17 protein-coding genes are annotated in these 16,574 nt (G+C 69.5%); 7 read left to right on the forward strand and 10 right to left on the reverse strand.

The window, feature by feature from the left end; all coding sequences use genetic code 11:
- Positions 1-234 precede the first annotated feature (234 nt).
- From AB0O28_RS26570 to AB0O28_RS26580, 3 genes are all read right to left on the reverse strand, one after another.
- Positions 235-969 (reverse strand): hypothetical protein, encoded by a 735-nt coding sequence (locus tag AB0O28_RS26570; protein WP_363644645.1) that lies wholly within the window; start codon positions 967-969, stop codon positions 235-237.
- A gap of 432 nt (positions 970-1,401) precedes the next feature.
- Entirely contained in the window at positions 1,402-2,346 is a 945-nt protein-coding gene (locus tag AB0O28_RS26575) for a hypothetical protein (RefSeq protein WP_363644647.1), read from the reverse strand.
- Positions 2,339-2,836, reverse strand: coding sequence for an RNA polymerase sigma factor (locus AB0O28_RS26580; RefSeq protein WP_363644934.1), 498 nt, complete (start codon positions 2,834-2,836; stop codon positions 2,339-2,341). The genes AB0O28_RS26575 and AB0O28_RS26580 overlap by 8 nt, the downstream gene beginning before the upstream one ends.
- Before the next feature lie 91 nt (positions 2,837-2,927).
- Between AB0O28_RS26580 and AB0O28_RS26585 the strand changes: the two genes are divergently transcribed.
- Positions 2,928-3,404, forward strand: coding sequence for a GNAT family N-acetyltransferase (locus tag AB0O28_RS26585; RefSeq protein ID WP_363644649.1), 477 nt, complete (start codon positions 2,928-2,930; stop codon positions 3,402-3,404).
- A gap of 132 nt (positions 3,405-3,536) precedes the next feature.
- Here AB0O28_RS26585 and AB0O28_RS26590 read toward each other — a convergent pair whose 3' ends face one another.
- The 3 genes from AB0O28_RS26590 to AB0O28_RS26600 form a co-directional block, all read right to left on the reverse strand.
- Positions 3,537-3,956, reverse strand: coding sequence for a type II toxin-antitoxin system VapC family toxin (locus AB0O28_RS26590; RefSeq protein ID WP_363644651.1), 420 nt, complete (start codon positions 3,954-3,956; stop codon positions 3,537-3,539).
- Complete coding sequence (locus tag AB0O28_RS26595; RefSeq protein ID WP_363644653.1) at positions 3,953-4,186, reverse strand: Arc family DNA-binding protein; 234 nt, start codon at positions 4,184-4,186, stop codon at positions 3,953-3,955. The genes AB0O28_RS26590 and AB0O28_RS26595 overlap by 4 nt, the downstream gene beginning before the upstream one ends.
- A gap of 572 nt (positions 4,187-4,758) precedes the next feature.
- Entirely contained in the window at positions 4,759-5,541 is a 783-nt protein-coding gene (locus AB0O28_RS26600; protein WP_363644655.1) for an SUMF1/EgtB/PvdO family nonheme iron enzyme, read from the reverse strand.
- A 626-nt stretch (positions 5,542-6,167) separates the two neighbouring features.
- On the opposite strand from AB0O28_RS26600, the gene AB0O28_RS26605 reads away from it, so the two are divergent.
- Positions 6,168-6,677 carry a hypothetical protein gene (locus tag AB0O28_RS26605; RefSeq protein WP_363644657.1) on the forward strand — a complete coding sequence of 170 codons (510 nt, stop codon included), beginning with the start codon at positions 6,168-6,170 and terminating at the stop codon, positions 6,675-6,677.
- A gap of 585 nt (positions 6,678-7,262) precedes the next feature.
- Here the strand turns inward: AB0O28_RS26605 and ychF are convergent.
- On the reverse strand, positions 7,263-8,351 hold the full coding sequence (ychF, locus tag AB0O28_RS26610; RefSeq protein ID WP_363644659.1) for a redox-regulated ATPase YchF: 1,089 nt from the start codon (positions 8,349-8,351) through the stop codon (positions 7,263-7,265).
- 120 nt (positions 8,352-8,471) lie between these two features.
- Between ychF and AB0O28_RS26615 the strand changes: the two genes are divergently transcribed.
- A complete protein-coding gene (locus tag AB0O28_RS26615) occupies positions 8,472-9,773 on the forward strand; it encodes a DNA recombination protein RmuC (RefSeq protein ID WP_363644661.1) in 1,302 nt (433 codons plus the stop codon).
- A gap of 9 nt (positions 9,774-9,782) precedes the next feature.
- Positions 9,783-10,277: a DUF6542 domain-containing protein gene (locus AB0O28_RS26620; protein WP_363644663.1), complete on the forward strand. Its 495-nt coding sequence runs from the start codon at positions 9,783-9,785 to the stop codon at positions 10,275-10,277.
- A gap of 12 nt (positions 10,278-10,289) precedes the next feature.
- Here AB0O28_RS26620 and AB0O28_RS26625 read toward each other — a convergent pair whose 3' ends face one another.
- Positions 10,290-11,255: a 4-hydroxy-3-methylbut-2-enyl diphosphate reductase gene (locus AB0O28_RS26625; protein WP_363644665.1), complete on the reverse strand. Its 966-nt coding sequence runs from the start codon at positions 11,253-11,255 to the stop codon at positions 10,290-10,292.
- Between the two features lie 89 nt (positions 11,256-11,344).
- Here AB0O28_RS26625 and AB0O28_RS26630 point away from each other — a divergent pair, with 89 nt between their 5' ends.
- Together AB0O28_RS26630 and xseA are read left to right on the forward strand one after the other, a co-directional pair.
- The gene (locus AB0O28_RS26630) at positions 11,345-12,421 is read left to right on the forward strand and encodes a hypothetical protein (protein WP_363644667.1); all 1,077 of its coding nucleotides are present in this window, start codon (positions 11,345-11,347) and stop codon (positions 12,419-12,421) included.
- 139 nt (positions 12,422-12,560) lie between these two features.
- A complete protein-coding gene (gene xseA, locus AB0O28_RS26635; RefSeq protein WP_363644669.1) occupies positions 12,561-13,784 on the forward strand; it encodes an exodeoxyribonuclease VII large subunit in 1,224 nt (407 codons plus the stop codon).
- Between the two features lie 94 nt (positions 13,785-13,878).
- Here xseA and asnB read toward each other — a convergent pair whose 3' ends face one another.
- Complete coding sequence (gene asnB / locus AB0O28_RS26640) at positions 13,879-15,720, reverse strand: asparagine synthase (glutamine-hydrolyzing) (RefSeq protein WP_363644671.1); 1,842 nt, start codon at positions 15,718-15,720, stop codon at positions 13,879-13,881.
- Between the two features lie 135 nt (positions 15,721-15,855).
- On the opposite strand from asnB, the gene AB0O28_RS26645 reads away from it, so the two are divergent.
- Complete coding sequence (locus AB0O28_RS26645; RefSeq protein ID WP_363644673.1) at positions 15,856-16,113, forward strand: exodeoxyribonuclease VII small subunit; 258 nt, start codon at positions 15,856-15,858, stop codon at positions 16,111-16,113.
- A 45-nt stretch (positions 16,114-16,158) separates the two neighbouring features.
- On the opposite strand, the gene AB0O28_RS26650 is transcribed toward AB0O28_RS26645, so the two are convergent.
- Positions 16,159-16,548 carry a RidA family protein gene (locus AB0O28_RS26650; protein ID WP_363644675.1) on the reverse strand — a complete coding sequence of 130 codons (390 nt, stop codon included), beginning with the start codon at positions 16,546-16,548 and terminating at the stop codon, positions 16,159-16,161.
- Positions 16,549-16,574: the final 26 nt, after the last annotated feature.

The following is a 16,574-nucleotide window of genomic DNA, read 5'->3' on the forward strand; positions in this document are numbered from 1 at the left end:
GCAAGCATCGCCGCGACCGAGCAAACCAGGTCCACATCCCGTTGAGACGCCCCACACCTATCCACTCTGCGGAAAAGCACGTTACGCCTGGCCAGCGGGGGCAGCGATTACCTAACCGCCACCTATTGCTGTCTTCGCAGCTCGCAGGCATAACGAAACCGAGCGCCTCGCCCCGGACGGCGGACGGCCCCGCCCGAAGCGGGGCCGTCGTGCCGCGGGCCGGTGCCCGCGCCCTTACTGACACGCCTCCGAGGAGTACGAGGAGGACGACTCGCCCAAGGTCGGCGGGATGGCCGCCGGCGGACCGCTCTCCGGCGCGTTTCCCAAGGCGCTCTCGGGCAGCGAGGAGCTCTGCGACTGGGACAGCGACGGGGACTGGGACTGCGCCTCCGACAACTGCTGCTGGGCGCGCTGGGACATCTGCTCGATGCGCTGCTGCGCGTTCGTCGCCTGCTGCATGATCTGCTGCTTGGCGCTGCTCGCCTCGTCCCTGATGCTCTGCCTGGCCTCCTCCGCCGTCTGCTCCATCGACATGCCCCTGGCAGGGAACGCCTCACTGCGCAGGCTCGAACCGCTGTGGTGCCGGGCGGACCACTGCGCCGGGAACTCCTGGCCTACCATGACCGAGACGGTCTGCGGCAGCTCCGCGACGGACATCCGCGGCATGGAGACGGTGAGCTGCGGCGCCTGGATCGGCAGGCTCTCCGTGATCACCGGTGCGGTGATCAGCGGAGCCGACAGCATCCTGGCCCCGGGTACGGACTCGGTCACCAGCAGCGGCTCGCTGATGGTGGTGGTGTACGACGTCGCCCGCACCGAACCGCCGGGCTCGCCCGCCTGCGACGCCCAGGCCGAGCCCGGGACGCCGGTGGCCGCGGAGGCGGTGCCGCCGAGCAGCGCGACCGCGCCGGCCGCGAACGTCGAGGCGGCAATCGCCGCGAGAGCCGGCTGTCTGGATTTCCGATGCATGGTTGCCTCCTTGGGCCCGATCGGGCCTCGGCAGGTCGGGCCACCTGGGCTTTTCCCGGTGCCCGAATTCGGCCGTCTCCCCTTCCGCATGCCGGATTACGGCAGACGAGAAGATTTGTCGCGAAAAGGGAGAATTCGATGTGGCGACTTCACGCCGAACGGCCTCATCTCGATGCTTCAACGAGCCTCCCGAATGCGTCTAGGGCACTTGGCTCAAGCGTTTCCGCTGGCCATGGAGGATCTGACCGGAGGGAGGGATGCGGCGGGTGATGCCGGTAGGGCGATTGCGGCTTCTTGTACGGCCGGGCAGTCTGGGCTTGTCCTTCCGCGATCGTCGCGAGATGCGGGCACCGTGAGCACGGCGAGCCCGTCGCCCGCCCCCGATGACGAGCCCTCACCGCCATGACCGCCGCTTTGCGCGACCGGGCCGTCTCAGGGTCCTTCGAGGTTGTAGGTGACGTCCGCCACGCGGACCGTGCGGACCAGCGGATCCTCGATGATCTCCCGTAGTTGCCCGATCCTCGCCCACGAGTCCACGTAGGCGTAGGCCAGGCTGTCGTTCGCGGCCTTGCGCAGCCGGGCCAGGCTCAGATCGAAGTCGTGCAGGTTGTCGTCGTCGTAGTCCTCGAGGATGCCGACCCAGCGGCGGAAGTTCCTGAGGTCCAGCTTGTTCCCGTCAACGGGCTCGATCGCATGCTCCTCCCCGGGCTCTCCCGGCATCGGCGCCCTGTCCCACGTCGTCGTGCCTCCCCAGGTGATGGGCATGGATCCGGGACGCCGCTCGAGAACCACCTTCTCGGCATGCGACTTGTGTCTGGCGGTGAAGGCGACCAGTTCGTCGGCGGTGAGCGGCCTCGCGAACTCGACCACCGCCAGCGCGCTGAGCCCCTCCGGGATCCCGGCCAGCACCTTGCGGCTGTCCTCCTTGCGCTGGAGGGTCGTCCCCACGTTCATCAACGCCCTGCTCAGCGAGGTGCCGGCGAAGTTGCCGAGCGGCAGCCTGCCCACATGGCCGAAGAAGTCCTGGGTGACGACATGCTCGACGCCGTACCCTTCGGTGAAGCCCCCGAAGGCCCGCATGGGCCGGGCGGCCACGGTGAACGACATCGACAGCGGTGTGGTGGCACCCCTGCTTCGGATATCGATGTCGTAGGCGGGGTTGTAAATCTTGAAGGCGGTGCCCAGCACGTCGGTCATGCGCTGTTCCCGGTCGCCGCGCCGCTGGATCAGGCCGGAGCCCACCGTCGCCGCCAGGACGAGGACCAGCAGTGCCGCCAGCACCGTGATCGCGGTGCGGGCGACACCCCGCCGTACGGCCCGGCGGGTCGCCTTGGGATCGAAGTCGGGCATGGGCGGCAGCAGATCGTCGTCAGTCATGAGGACCCCCGTAGAGATCGGCGAAGGCCGCTCTGGCCCGCCACACGGCCGTCTTGACAGTGGTGTGCTTCCTGCCGGTCATCGCGGCCACCTCGACCAGTGAGAAGCCCTCGAAATAGACCAGGGTGAGCAGCCTGCGATGCTCCTCGGGCAGCCGGTCCAGGACGTCGCGCACGGCCAGCGACTCGATGTGCAGCGGGGGCACGCCGAGCTCGTCCGGGTGGGGCAGGTCCAGCTCTCGGTGGTGGCGCCGAAAGTGGTCGACCAGGACGTTGCGGGCGATGGCGAGCAGCCACGCGGCCGGGTTCTCACCGCGCCAGCCGAGCAGCGCCCTGGTCGCCTTGACGAACGTCTCCTGAGCCAGGTCCTCGGCGAGGTGGGGGTCGCGGGTGCGGCGCAACAGGAACCCGCACACGAGCGCCCAGTGCTCGCGGTACAGCTCCTCGATGATGATGCCCCCCGCGTCTTCGTGTCTGTCACAACAGACCAGACGCGGCCGGGGTGGGAATGGTCACGCGCCTCTTCCCCGGATGTTCGAAAATATCTTGCGCTCCGCCGGGCAGGGCAGGAAGGTTCCAGAGGTGGCCATACCTCAGCAAGAGCACCTGGTACGGCAGGCGACGACGTCCGACGCCGCTGTCGTCGCCGAGTTGCTGGACGCCTTCAACCGCGAGTTCGACGCACCGTCACCGGGAACGGACGTGCTCACGGCACGCCTCCGCCGGCTGATCGCCGGGGACCAACTCGTCGCCCTTCTCACCGGCGAACCGGCCGCCGGCGTCGCGGTTCTGTCTTTCCGGCCCAACGTGTGGCAGGAGGGTCCGGCCGCGATCCTGGACGAGCTGTATGTGCGGCCCGACCTGCGCGGGCAGCAGTTCGGGCACGCCCTGCTGGAAGAGGCGTGCCGTCTGGTGCGGGAACGCGGCGCGGAGACGCTCGAAACAAACGTCGACGGTGAGGACACCGACACCCGCCGCTTCTACGAGGCGCACGGCTTCGCCAACAGCGAGCCCGGGGCGACCGAGCCGATGTACTACTACTACCGCGACCTCGCCTGACAGCCGCCCGCGCTCGTCCGTCCCGCCTGCCGCCACCCCTCGGGCCGAAGGCATGAGGTGTGGCGGACAGCGCCGGTTCAGACGTTGAAGCGGAGCGAGCGTGCGATGGTCGGGCGCAGCGAGGAAGCCGGCTCAGTCTGCCCAGGGGTCGAGCAGTTCGACTCCGGTCTGCACGAAGTCCTTGGTGTTCCGGGTCGCGCACGCGGCCTTGTGAGACCGGCAGATCGCGGCGATCTGGGCATCGGCCGTGCTGATCGGCAGCCCTGCCCGCTCACGCGCGACGAGCACCTTGGCGTAGTGGTCTGCCGCCTCGTCGTCGAAGGCCAGCACGGCCTTGGTCTCCCGGTAGGGCTGCAACGCGCTCTCGATCACCGCGCTCAGCGCCGACCTGCGGCGACCATCCGGGAGACGGCGCACGCCGGCCAGAAGCTCGGCGAGCGTGATGGAGGTGATGGCCACATCACCGGCGAGAGACTCCAACCATGCCACGACGCGGGCATCGGGCTTCGGTCGGAAGATCTCCGAGATGACGTTCGTGTCGAGGACGATCATTCGAAGTCCACGGCTCGTGCGACGTCGCCGCGCTCAGGGACGACGAGATCGTCGATCCCGCCGACCTCCTGCGCCGCCCGCATGAGCGCCAGGCCGATGTGGGGCCGACGCGCGGCCTTCGTGAGGATGTCGCGGACCTCGGCTTCCATGGAGCGGCCGTGCTCCTTCGCCTGAGCGGCGAGCTGCTTCTTCACGGACTCATCGAGCCCGCGGATGACGATGGCTGACATCAGAGCCACCTCCTCAACTGATATCAGCCATGATAGCGCTCGGGTCGTATCAGCGAACAGCGAATCGGCCGACCGCCGCGCGGGCCCCTCTCAGTGGCGAGCGAGCGGACTCAGGAACCGGCTCCGCGCGCGAAGCGGTGGTCACGCCCACAACGACGATCCCCTCTGTGATCGAATGACTGGGAGTTCGCCCTTCGTGGCCAGGTCGTTCCGGCTCGAGCCGTCCGCCTGGCCCCACCGGTCCACGTCAGGGACGAGCAAGGACATCGCCTCCGAGTCGCGCCGGTTCAGACGTTGAAGCGGAACTCTGACCGCCATCCTGTCGACCTGGGTCAGGATGCTTGCTGCGCTGGTCGGGCGGTCTTCTGGTCTCACGTCGGTGGTCTTTGGTTGCCGACGTTTCACGGTGGCTTGTGCCCCTTACGTGCCCCAGTGGGAGGGACACGAGCGTCCCGCGTGGCGCGCGCTACAACGTTCCGCCGGCCGTAGACGGGCCTGCTGCCTTAGATCAAAGTGCTTAGCGTTGTTCTGGGCCGGAAACTACCGGCACCCTGGATCCGCTGAGATGGCTTTCAGCGGGGTGGCAGTGGTGCGACCGGGCGAACCGCCGTGAACTCCGCGTGCTCGTATCGGGTGGCGGAGAGCAACAGCAGCCACTCGTCGCAGCCCTGCCACGGGTATACGTCGACGGCTCCGCCACGTACGGTCCGAGGCCCGTCGCCGGTCCGTGGCTGTGCGTCTGCCGGCGCGCCCGCGAATCCGGGGATCCACACGTCGGCACAGAGCTCGTTCGCCGACCCCATTGCCGCCAGCCCGAACGAGTTCTCCGCCGCGGCCACCCGCGTCTCGTCGCCGAAGTCGTCGAGCAGTTGGTCCTCGCCGGGTTTCCCGTCACCGCGGAAGGTCAGCGTGGTAGTGCCGGCCCGCGCCGCGTATTCCCACTGCGCCTCGCTGGGCAGCTGGAACGGCAACAGCTTGAGCAGGTCGTCCAGGTCGCCTTCGAGCCGGGCCGTGCCGGTGCCCGCCTCGGCGTACGGGTCCTCGTATTCGGGCAGCCAGTGCCGGACCTGCGCGACCGTCAGCGGGTGCCGCGCGATCAGGAACGGCTCGACCCGCACCTCGCGTACCGGCTGTGCGTCCCCGGCGCCCGCGAGGAACGGCTCGATGGTGTCCTCGACCCCGCCGCTGCGCTCGATGGCGCGTACCGCGTCCAGCTCCGCGTCGGACAAGCCCATCCGGAACGTGCCGCCCGGAACCTTCCGGAACACCACGCCCGACGGGGCATGCCGCCATGCCGGTCGCCCGGCCACGATCTCCTCGGTCCACATGGCGCCGAACGCTAGCAGCCCGATCACCGGCTGTTCTTTTCCGACGCTGCTAGGGCGGAACATGCAGGTAGACGGCTTGCGGGCCTAGTACATCGAGATCTGATCCATCCTTGATCGTGACCTGGCGAAACATCCGAACCGCCGTGATGACCTGGCCCTGGTTGTCTCGGCGGTTCTCGGCATTTCTCAGCTGATCATGGTGTCATGTGCCCTCGTTGTGCCCTCATGGATCGCGAGGACGAGCGCCGGGCCCGCCAATGGCGGTGCGTAAGTTCGTCCTTGTGCTCCCTCTTGACCCCCAGGACGTTGGAGTCCGCGTTTTTATAGCTCGGCGGCCTTCAGATGGAGATGGACGACGCGTTCGCCCGTACGCATGTTGTGTGGTCCCCAGATGGTCCCCTGGGCAGCGCCGTCCCCTGGGCAGTGCCGCGCTTAGGCCGTCCCGACTTCCTGTTTACTGCTTCCGTGTGAAGCAACCGGAACACGCATCTGATCAGGGGACATAGCGCTCCGGGGCGGGGTGGCTCGTCTAGGTTCCGGCCAGCAGTATCGTTCTCGATCCGCGTTATCAGCTTGAGCATAGGTTACGATCATGCCGCGCGGGACACGCGGAACGCGGCCGACGTTGTGCGACGCCTTGAGAGAATTGACCCATGGTGAATCTGCTCGCCAGTATGGTGGAGATGATCAGCCTCACCCCTGGCGATCCTTTCGTCATCACCGAGGTGACGGACGGGAAAATCACCGGTGACCCCGGTCCCGGGGGTGGGGCTCCCCTAGTCGGTCCCGGCATCCACGCGGGCCGGAGCGGCCTTGTTCTGACCAGCCAACTCCCTTTTCAGACCAGTCGGATGGTTGAAGAGAACGACCACTTCGTCCGGTATGAGCTGTGGGACGGCCCCCCGGAGCCGCTGGAGTCCTGGGCGGAGCTATGGACTGGCGAACTGCGGATCGATTCGGGGACGATCGCCCTCTCGGAGTACGTCTCTGAACATGAGCCGAAAGAATTCGAGCCGTTCGACCTCGGGGAGACTGGCCTTTCCTGGTCGGTTCGCGTGCTGACCAAAGTCATGACCAATACCGAGGAGCCGGACTTCCCGCGCGACGTTTACCAAGTCCAGCTCTACCGCCTCCAACTATGGCGGCCCGGCCTGACGCCCTGACCACTTCCCCAATCAGAGCCTTCGGGGACAATCGCGGACGCGCGTGCTGGCCATCCCGTCTGCCGTCGACCCCACCGCGGAGCGGCAGCGGGCCGGTGCCAGAGGCGCAAGCCCGGCTTGACGTGTCCCTCCGCCTGGGCACGTTCCACGGTGATTGGACGCCAACGGTCACAGCCGGGCTTGCGGCGGAGGAGGCGGGCTGCTGGGCTTGCCTGGGGTCGATCGCGGGCGGGATGGCTCCCACACCAGCCACCCCACAACCCTCACGTGTGTTCGAGGCCATCCCGGAGCCGGAGCGCCCCCCGCCGGAGGCGCTACCACGCACCGCGCCGTACTTGCGGCCGTTCCAGCTCAGCCCACCGCCCGTGACCAGACCTGTACTGTCGCGCGGTGGCCCGCCTCGACTCGTCCGCGCCAGCCGTCCGGCGGTGCTTTTAGCCGGCCGCCGGGAGCGCCAGCGGGAGGCGGCGGCGTTGCCGTGACGGCGGCGCGTGCGGCCCGGCTTCGGGCCGCCTTGAGGTCGTGTGCCCCAGATGTGCCCCAGAACGAGTCCCCGAAGGCATGAGCAGGGCGGACAGTGCCGATTCAGACGTTGAAGCGGAACTCCACGACGTCGCCGTCGCGCATCACGTAGTCCTTGCCCTCGATGCGGGCCTTGCCCGCCGCCCTGGCCGCGGTCATCGAACCCGCCTCCACCAGGTCGTCGAACGAGATGACCTCGGCCTTGATGAAACCGCGCTGGAAGTCGGTGTGGATGACCCCGGCGGCCTCGGGAGCGGTCGCGCCCTTGCGGATCGTCCAGGCCCGGGCCTCCTTCGGCCCGGCCGTGAGGTAGGTCTGCAGGCCCAGCGTCTCGAACCCGACCCGGGCGAGCTGGGACAGGCCCGACTCCTCCTGGCCGACCGACTGCAGCAGCTCAAGCGCCTCGTCGTCGGGCAGCTCCACCAGCTCCGACTCGATCTTCGCGTCGAGGAACACGGCCTCGGCCGGCGCCACGAGCGCCGAGAGCTTGGCCCGCAGGTCGGCGTCGGTCAGCTCGTCGGCGTCGAGGTTGAAGACGTACAGGAACGGCTTGGCCGTGAGGAGGTGGAGCTCGCGCAGGTCGGCGAGGTCGATCCCGGCCGCCTTGCCCCCGGCGTACAGGGTCGTGCCGGTGTCGAGCAGCTTCGCCGCGGCCTCGGCGGCCTCCAGGAGGACCTTGCGGTCCTTGTTGGTGCGCGCCTCCTTCTGCAGACGGGGCACCGCCTTCTCGATCGTCTGCAGGTCGGCGAGGATCAGCTCGGTGTTGATCGTCTCGATGTCGCGCTCCGGCGCCACCTCGCCGTCCACGTGCGTGACGTCGGGGTCGGAGAAGACCCGGATGACCTGGCAGATCGCGTCGGTCTCGCGGATGTTGGCGAGGAACTGGTTGCCCCGGCCCTGCCCCTCCGAGGCACCCTTCACCAGGCCCGCGATGTCGACGAACTCGACCTTGGCCGGGAGGATGCGCGCGGAGCCGAAGATCTCCGCCAGCGTGTCCAGACGGGAGTCCGGCACGCCGACGATGCCCACGTTGGGCTCGATCGTGGCGAACGGGTAGTTGGCCGCCAGGGCGTTCCCGCTCTTGGTCAGGGCGTTGAAAAGCGTGGACTTGCCGACGTTGGGCAGGCCGACGATGCCGATGCTCAGGCTCACGTACCCCGAGTTTAGGGGTCTCGGTGGGTGCGCCGGACATCGACGGCCGCGTCGTCCGGCTCGGCCCGCTCCAGGCGCGCCTCCCTGTTTGGCACGCCAATGCCTGAAATCATCCAGACCGTGGATGTCGTGGCTCTCGCACTGGGACTGGTGATCGGCGTGGTGGTCGGCGCGGCGCTCGCCGGGATGCGGACCGCGGGCCGTGCCGCCCGGGACGCCGCCAGGGTGGCCGAGGCCGAGGCGAGGACGCGGGCGGCCGAGGACAAGGTGGCCTACATGGAAAACCAGCTCACCGAGCGGTTCCAGGCCATCTCCGCGCACGCCCTCGACGTGGCCAACCTGCGCTTCCTCGAACTCGCCGAGAACCGGCTGAACACCACCAGGGCCGAGGCGGCCGGGGACCTCGACCAGCGCAGGCAGGCGGTCGAGAACCTGATCGCGCCGCTGCGTGAGACGCTCGCCAAGGTGGAGAGCCAGCTGAGGGAGAGCGAGTCGGGCGCGCGCGCCGCCCGCGCCGAGCTGAGCAAGCAGATGGACTTCGTCCGGGAGAGCTCCGATCGGCTCAAGGCCCAGACCGACGCGCTGGTGCGGGCGCTCCAGCGGCCGGAGGCCCGGGGACGCTGGGGAGAGCTGCAGCTGCGCCGGGTGGCGGAGATCGCCGGGATGGCCCGCTTCTGCGACTTCGACGAGCAGGTGAGCGCCGCCACCCGCGACGGCGTGGTCCGGCCCGACATGGTCGTACGGCTCAGCGGCGGCAAGAACGTGATCGTCGACGCGAAGGTCTCGCTCGCGGCCTATCTGGAGGCGGCCGAGGCCGCCGATCCCGCGTTCGCCTCGGCCCGGCTGGACGCCCACGCGCGGCACGTGCGCGAGCACGTGGACCGGTTAGCCGCCAAGTCCTACTGGCAGGCGTTCAGCCCGTCGCCCGAGTTCGTGGTCCTGTTCATCCCCGGCGAGGCGTTCCTCGCGCCCGCGCTGGAGCGCGATCCCGGGCTGCTGGAGTACGCGATGCGCAGGCGCGTCCACATCGCCACTCCCACGACGCTCGTCACGATGCTCCGCACCGCGCAGTACGCCTGGCAGCAGGCCGCGGTCAGCGAGAACGCCAAGGCGGTCTTCGATCTGGGCAAGGAGCTGTACGAGCGGCTCGGCTCCCTCGGACGCCACGTCGACAACCTGGGCAAGGCGCTCACCAGAGCGGTCACCGCGTACAACCAGACGGTCGGCTCGCTGGAGAGCCGGGTCCTGGTCAGCGCGCGGAGGATGAACGACCTCGGGCTGGTGGACTACTCGCTTGACGCTCCGGCGGCGGTGGAGGAGGTCCCCCGGCCGGTCGCCATCCCCGAACTCGAAGGTGAAGAGCGGGTAAGCCCCCCTCCCCCGCAACATCAGAACGGTAAATTGACGCGAGACTTGTCGTAAGGGGGCCCGATGACAGGCACCGGTCGAGCGGGGCTGCGGCTGACCGCTCGGGGGGCGATCGTCATGCTCTTCGTGATCAGCCTGGTGGGCATGCCGTTCCTGCCCGGGCCCGCGTTCGTGGCCGGTTGCCTCGCGGCGGTCCTGCTGGTGCGCCCCCGCGACCTGCTGCCACTGGTGGTGACGCCCCCACTGGTCTTCTTCGGCGCGGCCCTGCTGGTGGAACTCGTGCGAGCGGTCGGGTCCGCTTCGCTGCTCCAGACGTTCGGGCTCGGCATGTTCACCTCGCTGTCGTCCGGCGCGCCGTGGCTGTTCCTCGGCTCCGCGCTGACGCTGGGGGTCGCGTGGGTGCGTGGACTGCCCGGCAACCTGAGGGAGTTGCGCGGCGCGCCGGCACCCACGCCCACGCCCGCCGCACGCGCCCGCCGTCGCCGCGCCGGTGCGTTCGATCCCGAGCCGGAGGGCTACTTCGAGCCCCGCGTGTACGGCAGGGCGGCCGACGAGTAGCCCCGGTATCGGTCAGACCGCGCGGAGGTCCTTGCGGAGTTCGTGGGGGAGGGCGAAACGCATGCTCTCCTGCACCGACTCGACCTCCTCGACATCGGTGAAGCCGTGGCCGGCCAGCTTGGCGAGCACTCCCTGCACCAGTTCCTCGGGTACGGAGGCGCCGCTCGTCAGGCCGACCGTGCGCACGCCCTCCAGCCACTCGTCCCGTACGAACGAGGCGTCGTCGACGAGGTAGGAGGCGGCGGCGCCGTAGTCCTTGGCGACCTCGACCAGCCGCTTGGAGTTGGAGGAGTTGGCCGAGCCGACGACGATGACCAGGTCCGACTCGGCGGCGATCTGCTTGACGGCGGTCTGCCTGTTGGAGGTGGCGTAGCAGATGTCGTCGCTCGGCGGGTCGATGAGGTTCGGGAAGCGCGTCCGCAGCCGTGCGACGGTCTCGGTGGTCTCGTCCACCGACAGGGTCGTCTGGGAGAGCCAGACGACCTTCTCCGGGTCTCGTACGGACACCGCGTCGACGCCGTCGAGCCCGTCCACCAACCGGATGTGCTCGGGCGCCTCACCGGAGGTGCCCTCGACCTCCTCGTGTCCCTCATGTCCGATGAGGAGGATGTCGTAGTCCTTGGCCGCGAACCTCTTGGCCTCGTTGTGCACCTTGGTCACCAGCGGGCACGTCGCGTCGATGGTCCGCAGACGGCGGCTCTCGGCCTCCTCGTGCACGGCGGGCGCGACGCCGTGAGCGGAGAAGACGACGATGGCGCCCTCGGGGACCTCCTCGGTCTCCTCCACGAAGACGGCGCCGCGCTCCTCCAGCGTCTTCACGACGTGGGTGTTGTGCACGATCTGCTTGCGTACGTAGATGGGCGCGCCGTACTGCTCCAGCGCCCGCTCGACCGCCTGCACCGCGCGGTCGACTCCCGCGCAGTAGCCGCGGGGCTTGGCGATCAGGACACGGCGGGTCGCTGAGGTCTGCACGTCCATGTTCCTATGCTATGTGGAACGCGAGCCGCTTCTTGACCCTGGTCTTGCAAGACTGGGTGTACCAGATACACATCTCCCCGGGAGCCGAAATGTCCGTCCTTAGAGCAATAACTACAGTCCTTCAGACCGCTCTGAACGGGGTCGGACAGGCGCTGCTGGTCGGCGACAAGATCAAGACCACCGTCAAGGAACGCTTCGCCGGTGGCGAGGCGCAGGACGGCGGGCGTCCGGAGGCCACCCAGGCGCCGCGGGACGCGCAGACCGCCGAGGAGCGCACCGAGCCCCGCAAGCCCGTCATCTACGCTCCCCGTCCGAGCAAGGCCGAACAGGCCGAGCAGGCCGGCGCGGTGACGCCCGAGACGCCCGCGGAGGCGGCGCCCGCGGAGGCCGAGCCTCAGGCCGTAGCCGAGCCGACGGCCGAGGCCGCCCCGAAGCCCGAGGCCGCTCCCGTCGCAGAACCCGTCGAGGCAGAACCAGTCAAGGCCGAGCCCCAGGCCGTAGCCGAGCCGACGGCCGAGGCCGCCCAGAAGCCCGAGGCCGCTCCCGTCAAGGCCGAGCCCCAGGCCGTCGCCGAGGTGCCGGTCGAGGCCGCTGCGCCCGCCGAAGCGCCCGAGAAGCCGCAGAAGCCGCGCACCCGCAAGGCCGCCGCCAAGCCCGTGGAGACGGCCGAGACCGCGGAGAGTGCCGGGACCGCCGAGGCCGCAGCGCCCGCCGAAGCGCCCGCCGAGGCGCCCAAGAAGCCACGCACCCGCCGCAAGGCCACCCCCGAGACGGCCGAGAGCCCCGAGGGCGCCGAGGCCATCGGGACCGCGGAGACCACGGAAACCGCCGCGCCGAAGGCCCCCAGGACCCGCAGGAAGACCACCACCGCCGCACAGGCGCAGCAGAGCCCTGCCGAGGCGACGGCGGAACAGCCGTCGGAGCAGCCCGCGGAGCAGCCCGCGGAGCAGCCCGCGGTGAAGGAGACGACGGCGGAGACGGCTGAGTCCGCCGAGCCGATGCCGAACTACGCGAACCTCTCCGTGGCGTCGCTGCGGGCCCGGATGCGCGGCAAGTCGGCCGAGCAGGTGCACGCGCTGCTGGACTACGAGCAGGCGCACCTTAACCGCCCCGAGGTGGTCCGGATGTTCCAGAACCGGCTGTCCAAGCTGCAGTCCGAGTCCTGATCCCGCGCCGCGCCCGCCCGCGCCCGCCCTCGGGACGTCCCGGGCGGGCCGGGGCGCGCCGTCACCCGCCTGCTCGCCTGTGGATTGTCGGGGAGTACGGCTAGCCTGCAGGGACGAGCGGGTCAGGCGAGGAGGGCACTTGAGCGCGAAGACGTCCCCGGAGGCGCCCCTGCCGATCAGGTCGGTGCTGCAGATGGTCGCCCAGTGGATCGGCAAGCTGGGCACCGTCTGGGTCGAAGGGCAGATCACCGAGCTGACGGCCCGGGGCGGCACCGTCTTCCTGACGCTGCGCGATCCCGTGGCCAACGTCTCGGCGCGCATCACCTGCGCGCGCGGGGTGTACGAGGCGAGTGTGCCGCGTCCCGTGGACGGCGCGCGTGTCGTGATGCACGTCAAGCCAGACTTCTGGGTCAACAGGGGCTCCTTCGCGTTCACGGCCCTGGAGATCCGCCCCGTCGGCATCGGCGAACTGCTGGCCCGGCTCGAGCGGCTCCGTCAGGTGCTGGCGGGCGAGGGCCTGTTCAACGTCGACAGGAAGAGACGGCTGCCGTTCCTTCCTGGCACGGTGGGACTCATCTGCGGGCGGGACTCCGCCGCCGAGCGTGACGTGCTGGAGAACTCCCGCCGCCGCTGGCCCGCCGTCCGCTTCACAGTGGAGCAGGTCGCCGTCCAGGGGCCGTACGCCGTGGGCGAGGTGACCGAGGCGCTGCGGAAGCTCGACGCCGACCCCGAGGTCGACGTGATCGTCATCGCCAGGGGTGGCGGCTCGCTCGAGGATCTGCTGCCGTTCTCCGACGAGTCGCTGGTGCGGGCCGTGGCGGCCTGCCGTACGCCGGTGGTGAGCGCGATCGGCCACGAGCAGGACAGCCCGCTGCTGGATCTGGTGGCCGACGTGCGTGCCTCGACCCCGACTGACGCGGCCAAGAAGGTCGTGCCCGACGTGGGCGAGCAGCTCACACTGATCCATCAGCTCAGGGACCGGGGCCGCCGGGTGCTGCGCGGCTGGGTCGAGCGCGAGATGTCCTGGCTCGAGTCGGTTCGCTCCCGGCCGTCGCTCGCCGATCCTGTGCGCGAGCTCGACCGGCGGGCCGAGCAGGTCGACGCGCTGCGCGAGCGGTCGAGGCGCTGCCTGTCGGCGTCGCTGGACCGCTCGGCGGATTCGCTGGAACACCTCAGGGCGAGGCTCGTCGCCCTCTCCCCCGCCGCCACCCTGGAGCGCGGTTACGCCATCGCGCAGCGTCCTTCGGGCGAGGTCGTCCGCCTGGCCGAGGACGTCAAGCCCGGTGACGAGCTCACGATCCGCTTCTCCGACGACCGGGTGACGGTCACCGCCACCCTCGACGAGGACGACCCACGCCCGTGATCTTGCTCCATAGAGCCGCAAGATCACGGACGGTAGATGACCAGGTCCTCCTGGTACGGGTGCGACCAACTACAAGATCACGTTCGAGGGTGGGTCAGACCGCGAGGCTGACGTCGTAGGCGCCGAGCCAGGCGTTCATCTGCAGGATGCCCTCCAGCGACGTCCGGGCGCCCTGGAGGCTCACCGCACCCAGGGGCTGGTCGAGCATCGTGCGCACCTTGCCCGCATCGACCAGGCAGCCGATGGCCGGGTCCCCGTCGAGCACCCGGGTCACCTCGGCGCGCAGCGCGCGCTCGTACGCCGGGTCCTGCGTCGAGGGGTACGGCACCTTGCGGCGCTCGACCACCGACCGGGGCAGCACGTCCGCCGTGGCGGCGCGCAGCAGGCTCTTCTCGTGCCCGTCGAAAGTCTTCATGGCCCAGGGGGCGTTGAAGACGTACTCGACCAGGCGGTGGTCGCAGAACGGCACCCGGACCTCGAGGCCCACGGCCATGCTCATGCGGTCCTTCCGGTCGAGCAGGATCTGCACGAACCGGGTCAGGTGCAGGTAGCTGATCTCCCGCATCCGCTTCTGCAGCCCGGTCTCCCCCGGCACGCGGGGCACCTCGGCCAGCGCCCGCTGGTAGCTGTCGGCGCGGTACGCGGGGATGTCGAGCTTGCGCAGCAGTTCCTCGTTCAGGAACTCGCCCCGGCTGGACAGTCCCGTCTGGCCCTGTATGGCGAGCCACGGGAAGGTGCCCGAGTTGACGGCCTCGGGGTCGTGGAACCACCGGTAGCCGCCGAACACCTCGTCGGCGGACTCCCCCGACAGCGCCACCGTCGAGTGCCCTCTGATCGCCTTGAAAAGCAGGTAGAGCGAGGTGTCCATGTCGCCGATGCCGAGGGGGAGGTCCCTCGCCCGCAGGACGGCCGCGCGGACGGCGGGATCCATGAGGTCGCCCGAGTCCAGCACGATGTCCGTGTGGTCGGAGCCGACGTGCCGCACGACGTCGTGGACGTACGGCGTGTCCGGCGTGTCGCGCATGTCGTCGGCCTGGAAGTTCTCGCTGTAGCCGGTGAAGTCGACGGAGAACGACCGCACCGCGCCCTGGCCGGCGAGCGCACGGGCGGCCAGCGCGGTGACCGCGCTGGAGTCGAGACCGCCGGACAGCAGCGTGCACAGCGGCACGTCGGAGATGAGCTGCCGCTCGATGATGTCGTAGAGCAGCTCCCGCACGGTCCGGATGGTGGCCTGCAGGTCGTCGGTGTGCTCGCGGGCCTCCAACCGCCAGTAGCGGCGCTTGCTCAGGCCCTCGCGCCGCACCTTCACGACCTGGCCGGGCCGCACCTCGTACATCCCGCGGAAGACGGCGCACTCCGGCGTCTTGACGAACGCCAGGATCTCGCGGAGGCCGTCGGCGTCGATCACCCGCTCGGCGAGCGGGTTGGCCAGGATGGCCTTGGGCTCCGAGCCGAACAGGACCCCGTTGGACGTCGGGTAGTAGTACAGGGGCTTGATCCCCATACGGTCGCGTACGAGCAGCAGTTCCTCGCGGCGGGCGTCCCAGATGGCGAAGGCGTACATGCCGTTGAGGCGGGAGACGAAGCCCTCGCCCCATTCGAGGTACGCCTCCAGGACGACCTCGGTGTCGCTCTGCGTCCGGAACCGGTGCCCGCGCTGTTCGAGCTCGGCACGCAGCTCCCTGAAGTTGTAGACCTCGCCGCTGTAGGTGAGCGCGGCCACGACCTCGCCCTCGGCCTCGGCGGTCATGGGCTGGCGCCCGCCCTCGATGTCGATGATGGCCAGCCGCCGGTGGCCGAACGCGACATGCGCAGCGAGCCACGCCCCCTCGGCGTCGGGCCCCCGGCACGCCATCGTGTCCGTCATGGCCTGCAGGGTCTCCCGTTCGCGACGAAGGTCGCGTCCGTAGTCCACCCAGCCGCTGATTCCACACATGAAGATGACCCCCCGATCATCGCCCCCGAAGATGGTTAGTACACCTAAATAACGGACTAATCACCACATTTATGCCCATAGCGGACAGCTTGAAGAGGCGCCCGGAGTGTCGGTCCCCGCCTCTAAGGTGGGGACGTGGCTGAGGACAAGCAGACCCCGTCGGACAAGCAGACGCCGTCGTATGAGAAGGCCCGCGAGGAGCTGACCGAGGTGGTGCGCCGGCTGGAGACCGGCGGGCTCACGCTGGAGCAGTCGATTGAGCTGTGGGAGCGGGGAGAGAGGCTGGCCGCGATCTGCGAGGAGTGGCTCCAGGGCGCCCGCGCGAAGCTGGCCGCCGCGATGGCCCAGCGCCAGGAGCCCCAGCCGAACGGCCCCGAAGAGGCCCCCTTCTGACCAGCCCTTCCCAGGCGTGCCAGAGAGCGGCGAACTGCCGGGCCGTCAGAAGCCGGGCCGCCGCGCGTCGACCTCGATCTCGATCTTCATGCGGGGATCGGCCAGGCCGCACTGCATCATCGTGGCCGCCGGCCGTACGTCGCCGAAGCGACGGCGCAGGACCGGCCAGCACGGCTCGAAGTCGGCCCGCTCGGGCAGCAGGTAGCGCACCCGCACCACGTCGGCGAACGTGCACCCCGCCTCCGACAGCGCCGCCTCGATGGTGCGCAGGCACTGCTCGGCCTGCTCCACCACGTCCTCCGAGATCGTCATGGTGGTGTAGTCGAAACCGGTCGTGCCGGACACGTGCACCCGGTCGCCGTCCACCACGGCACGGGCGTAGCCGATCTGCTCCTCGAACGTCGAACCGCCGAGGATCGCGCGTCGCTCTGTCATGCGCCGAACGCTAGGCCGACGCATGC

Source organism: Microbispora sp. NPDC088329 (genome assembly GCF_040685655.1).
In the GTDB taxonomy this organism is placed as follows: Bacteria; Actinomycetota; Actinomycetes; order Streptosporangiales; family Streptosporangiaceae; genus Microbispora.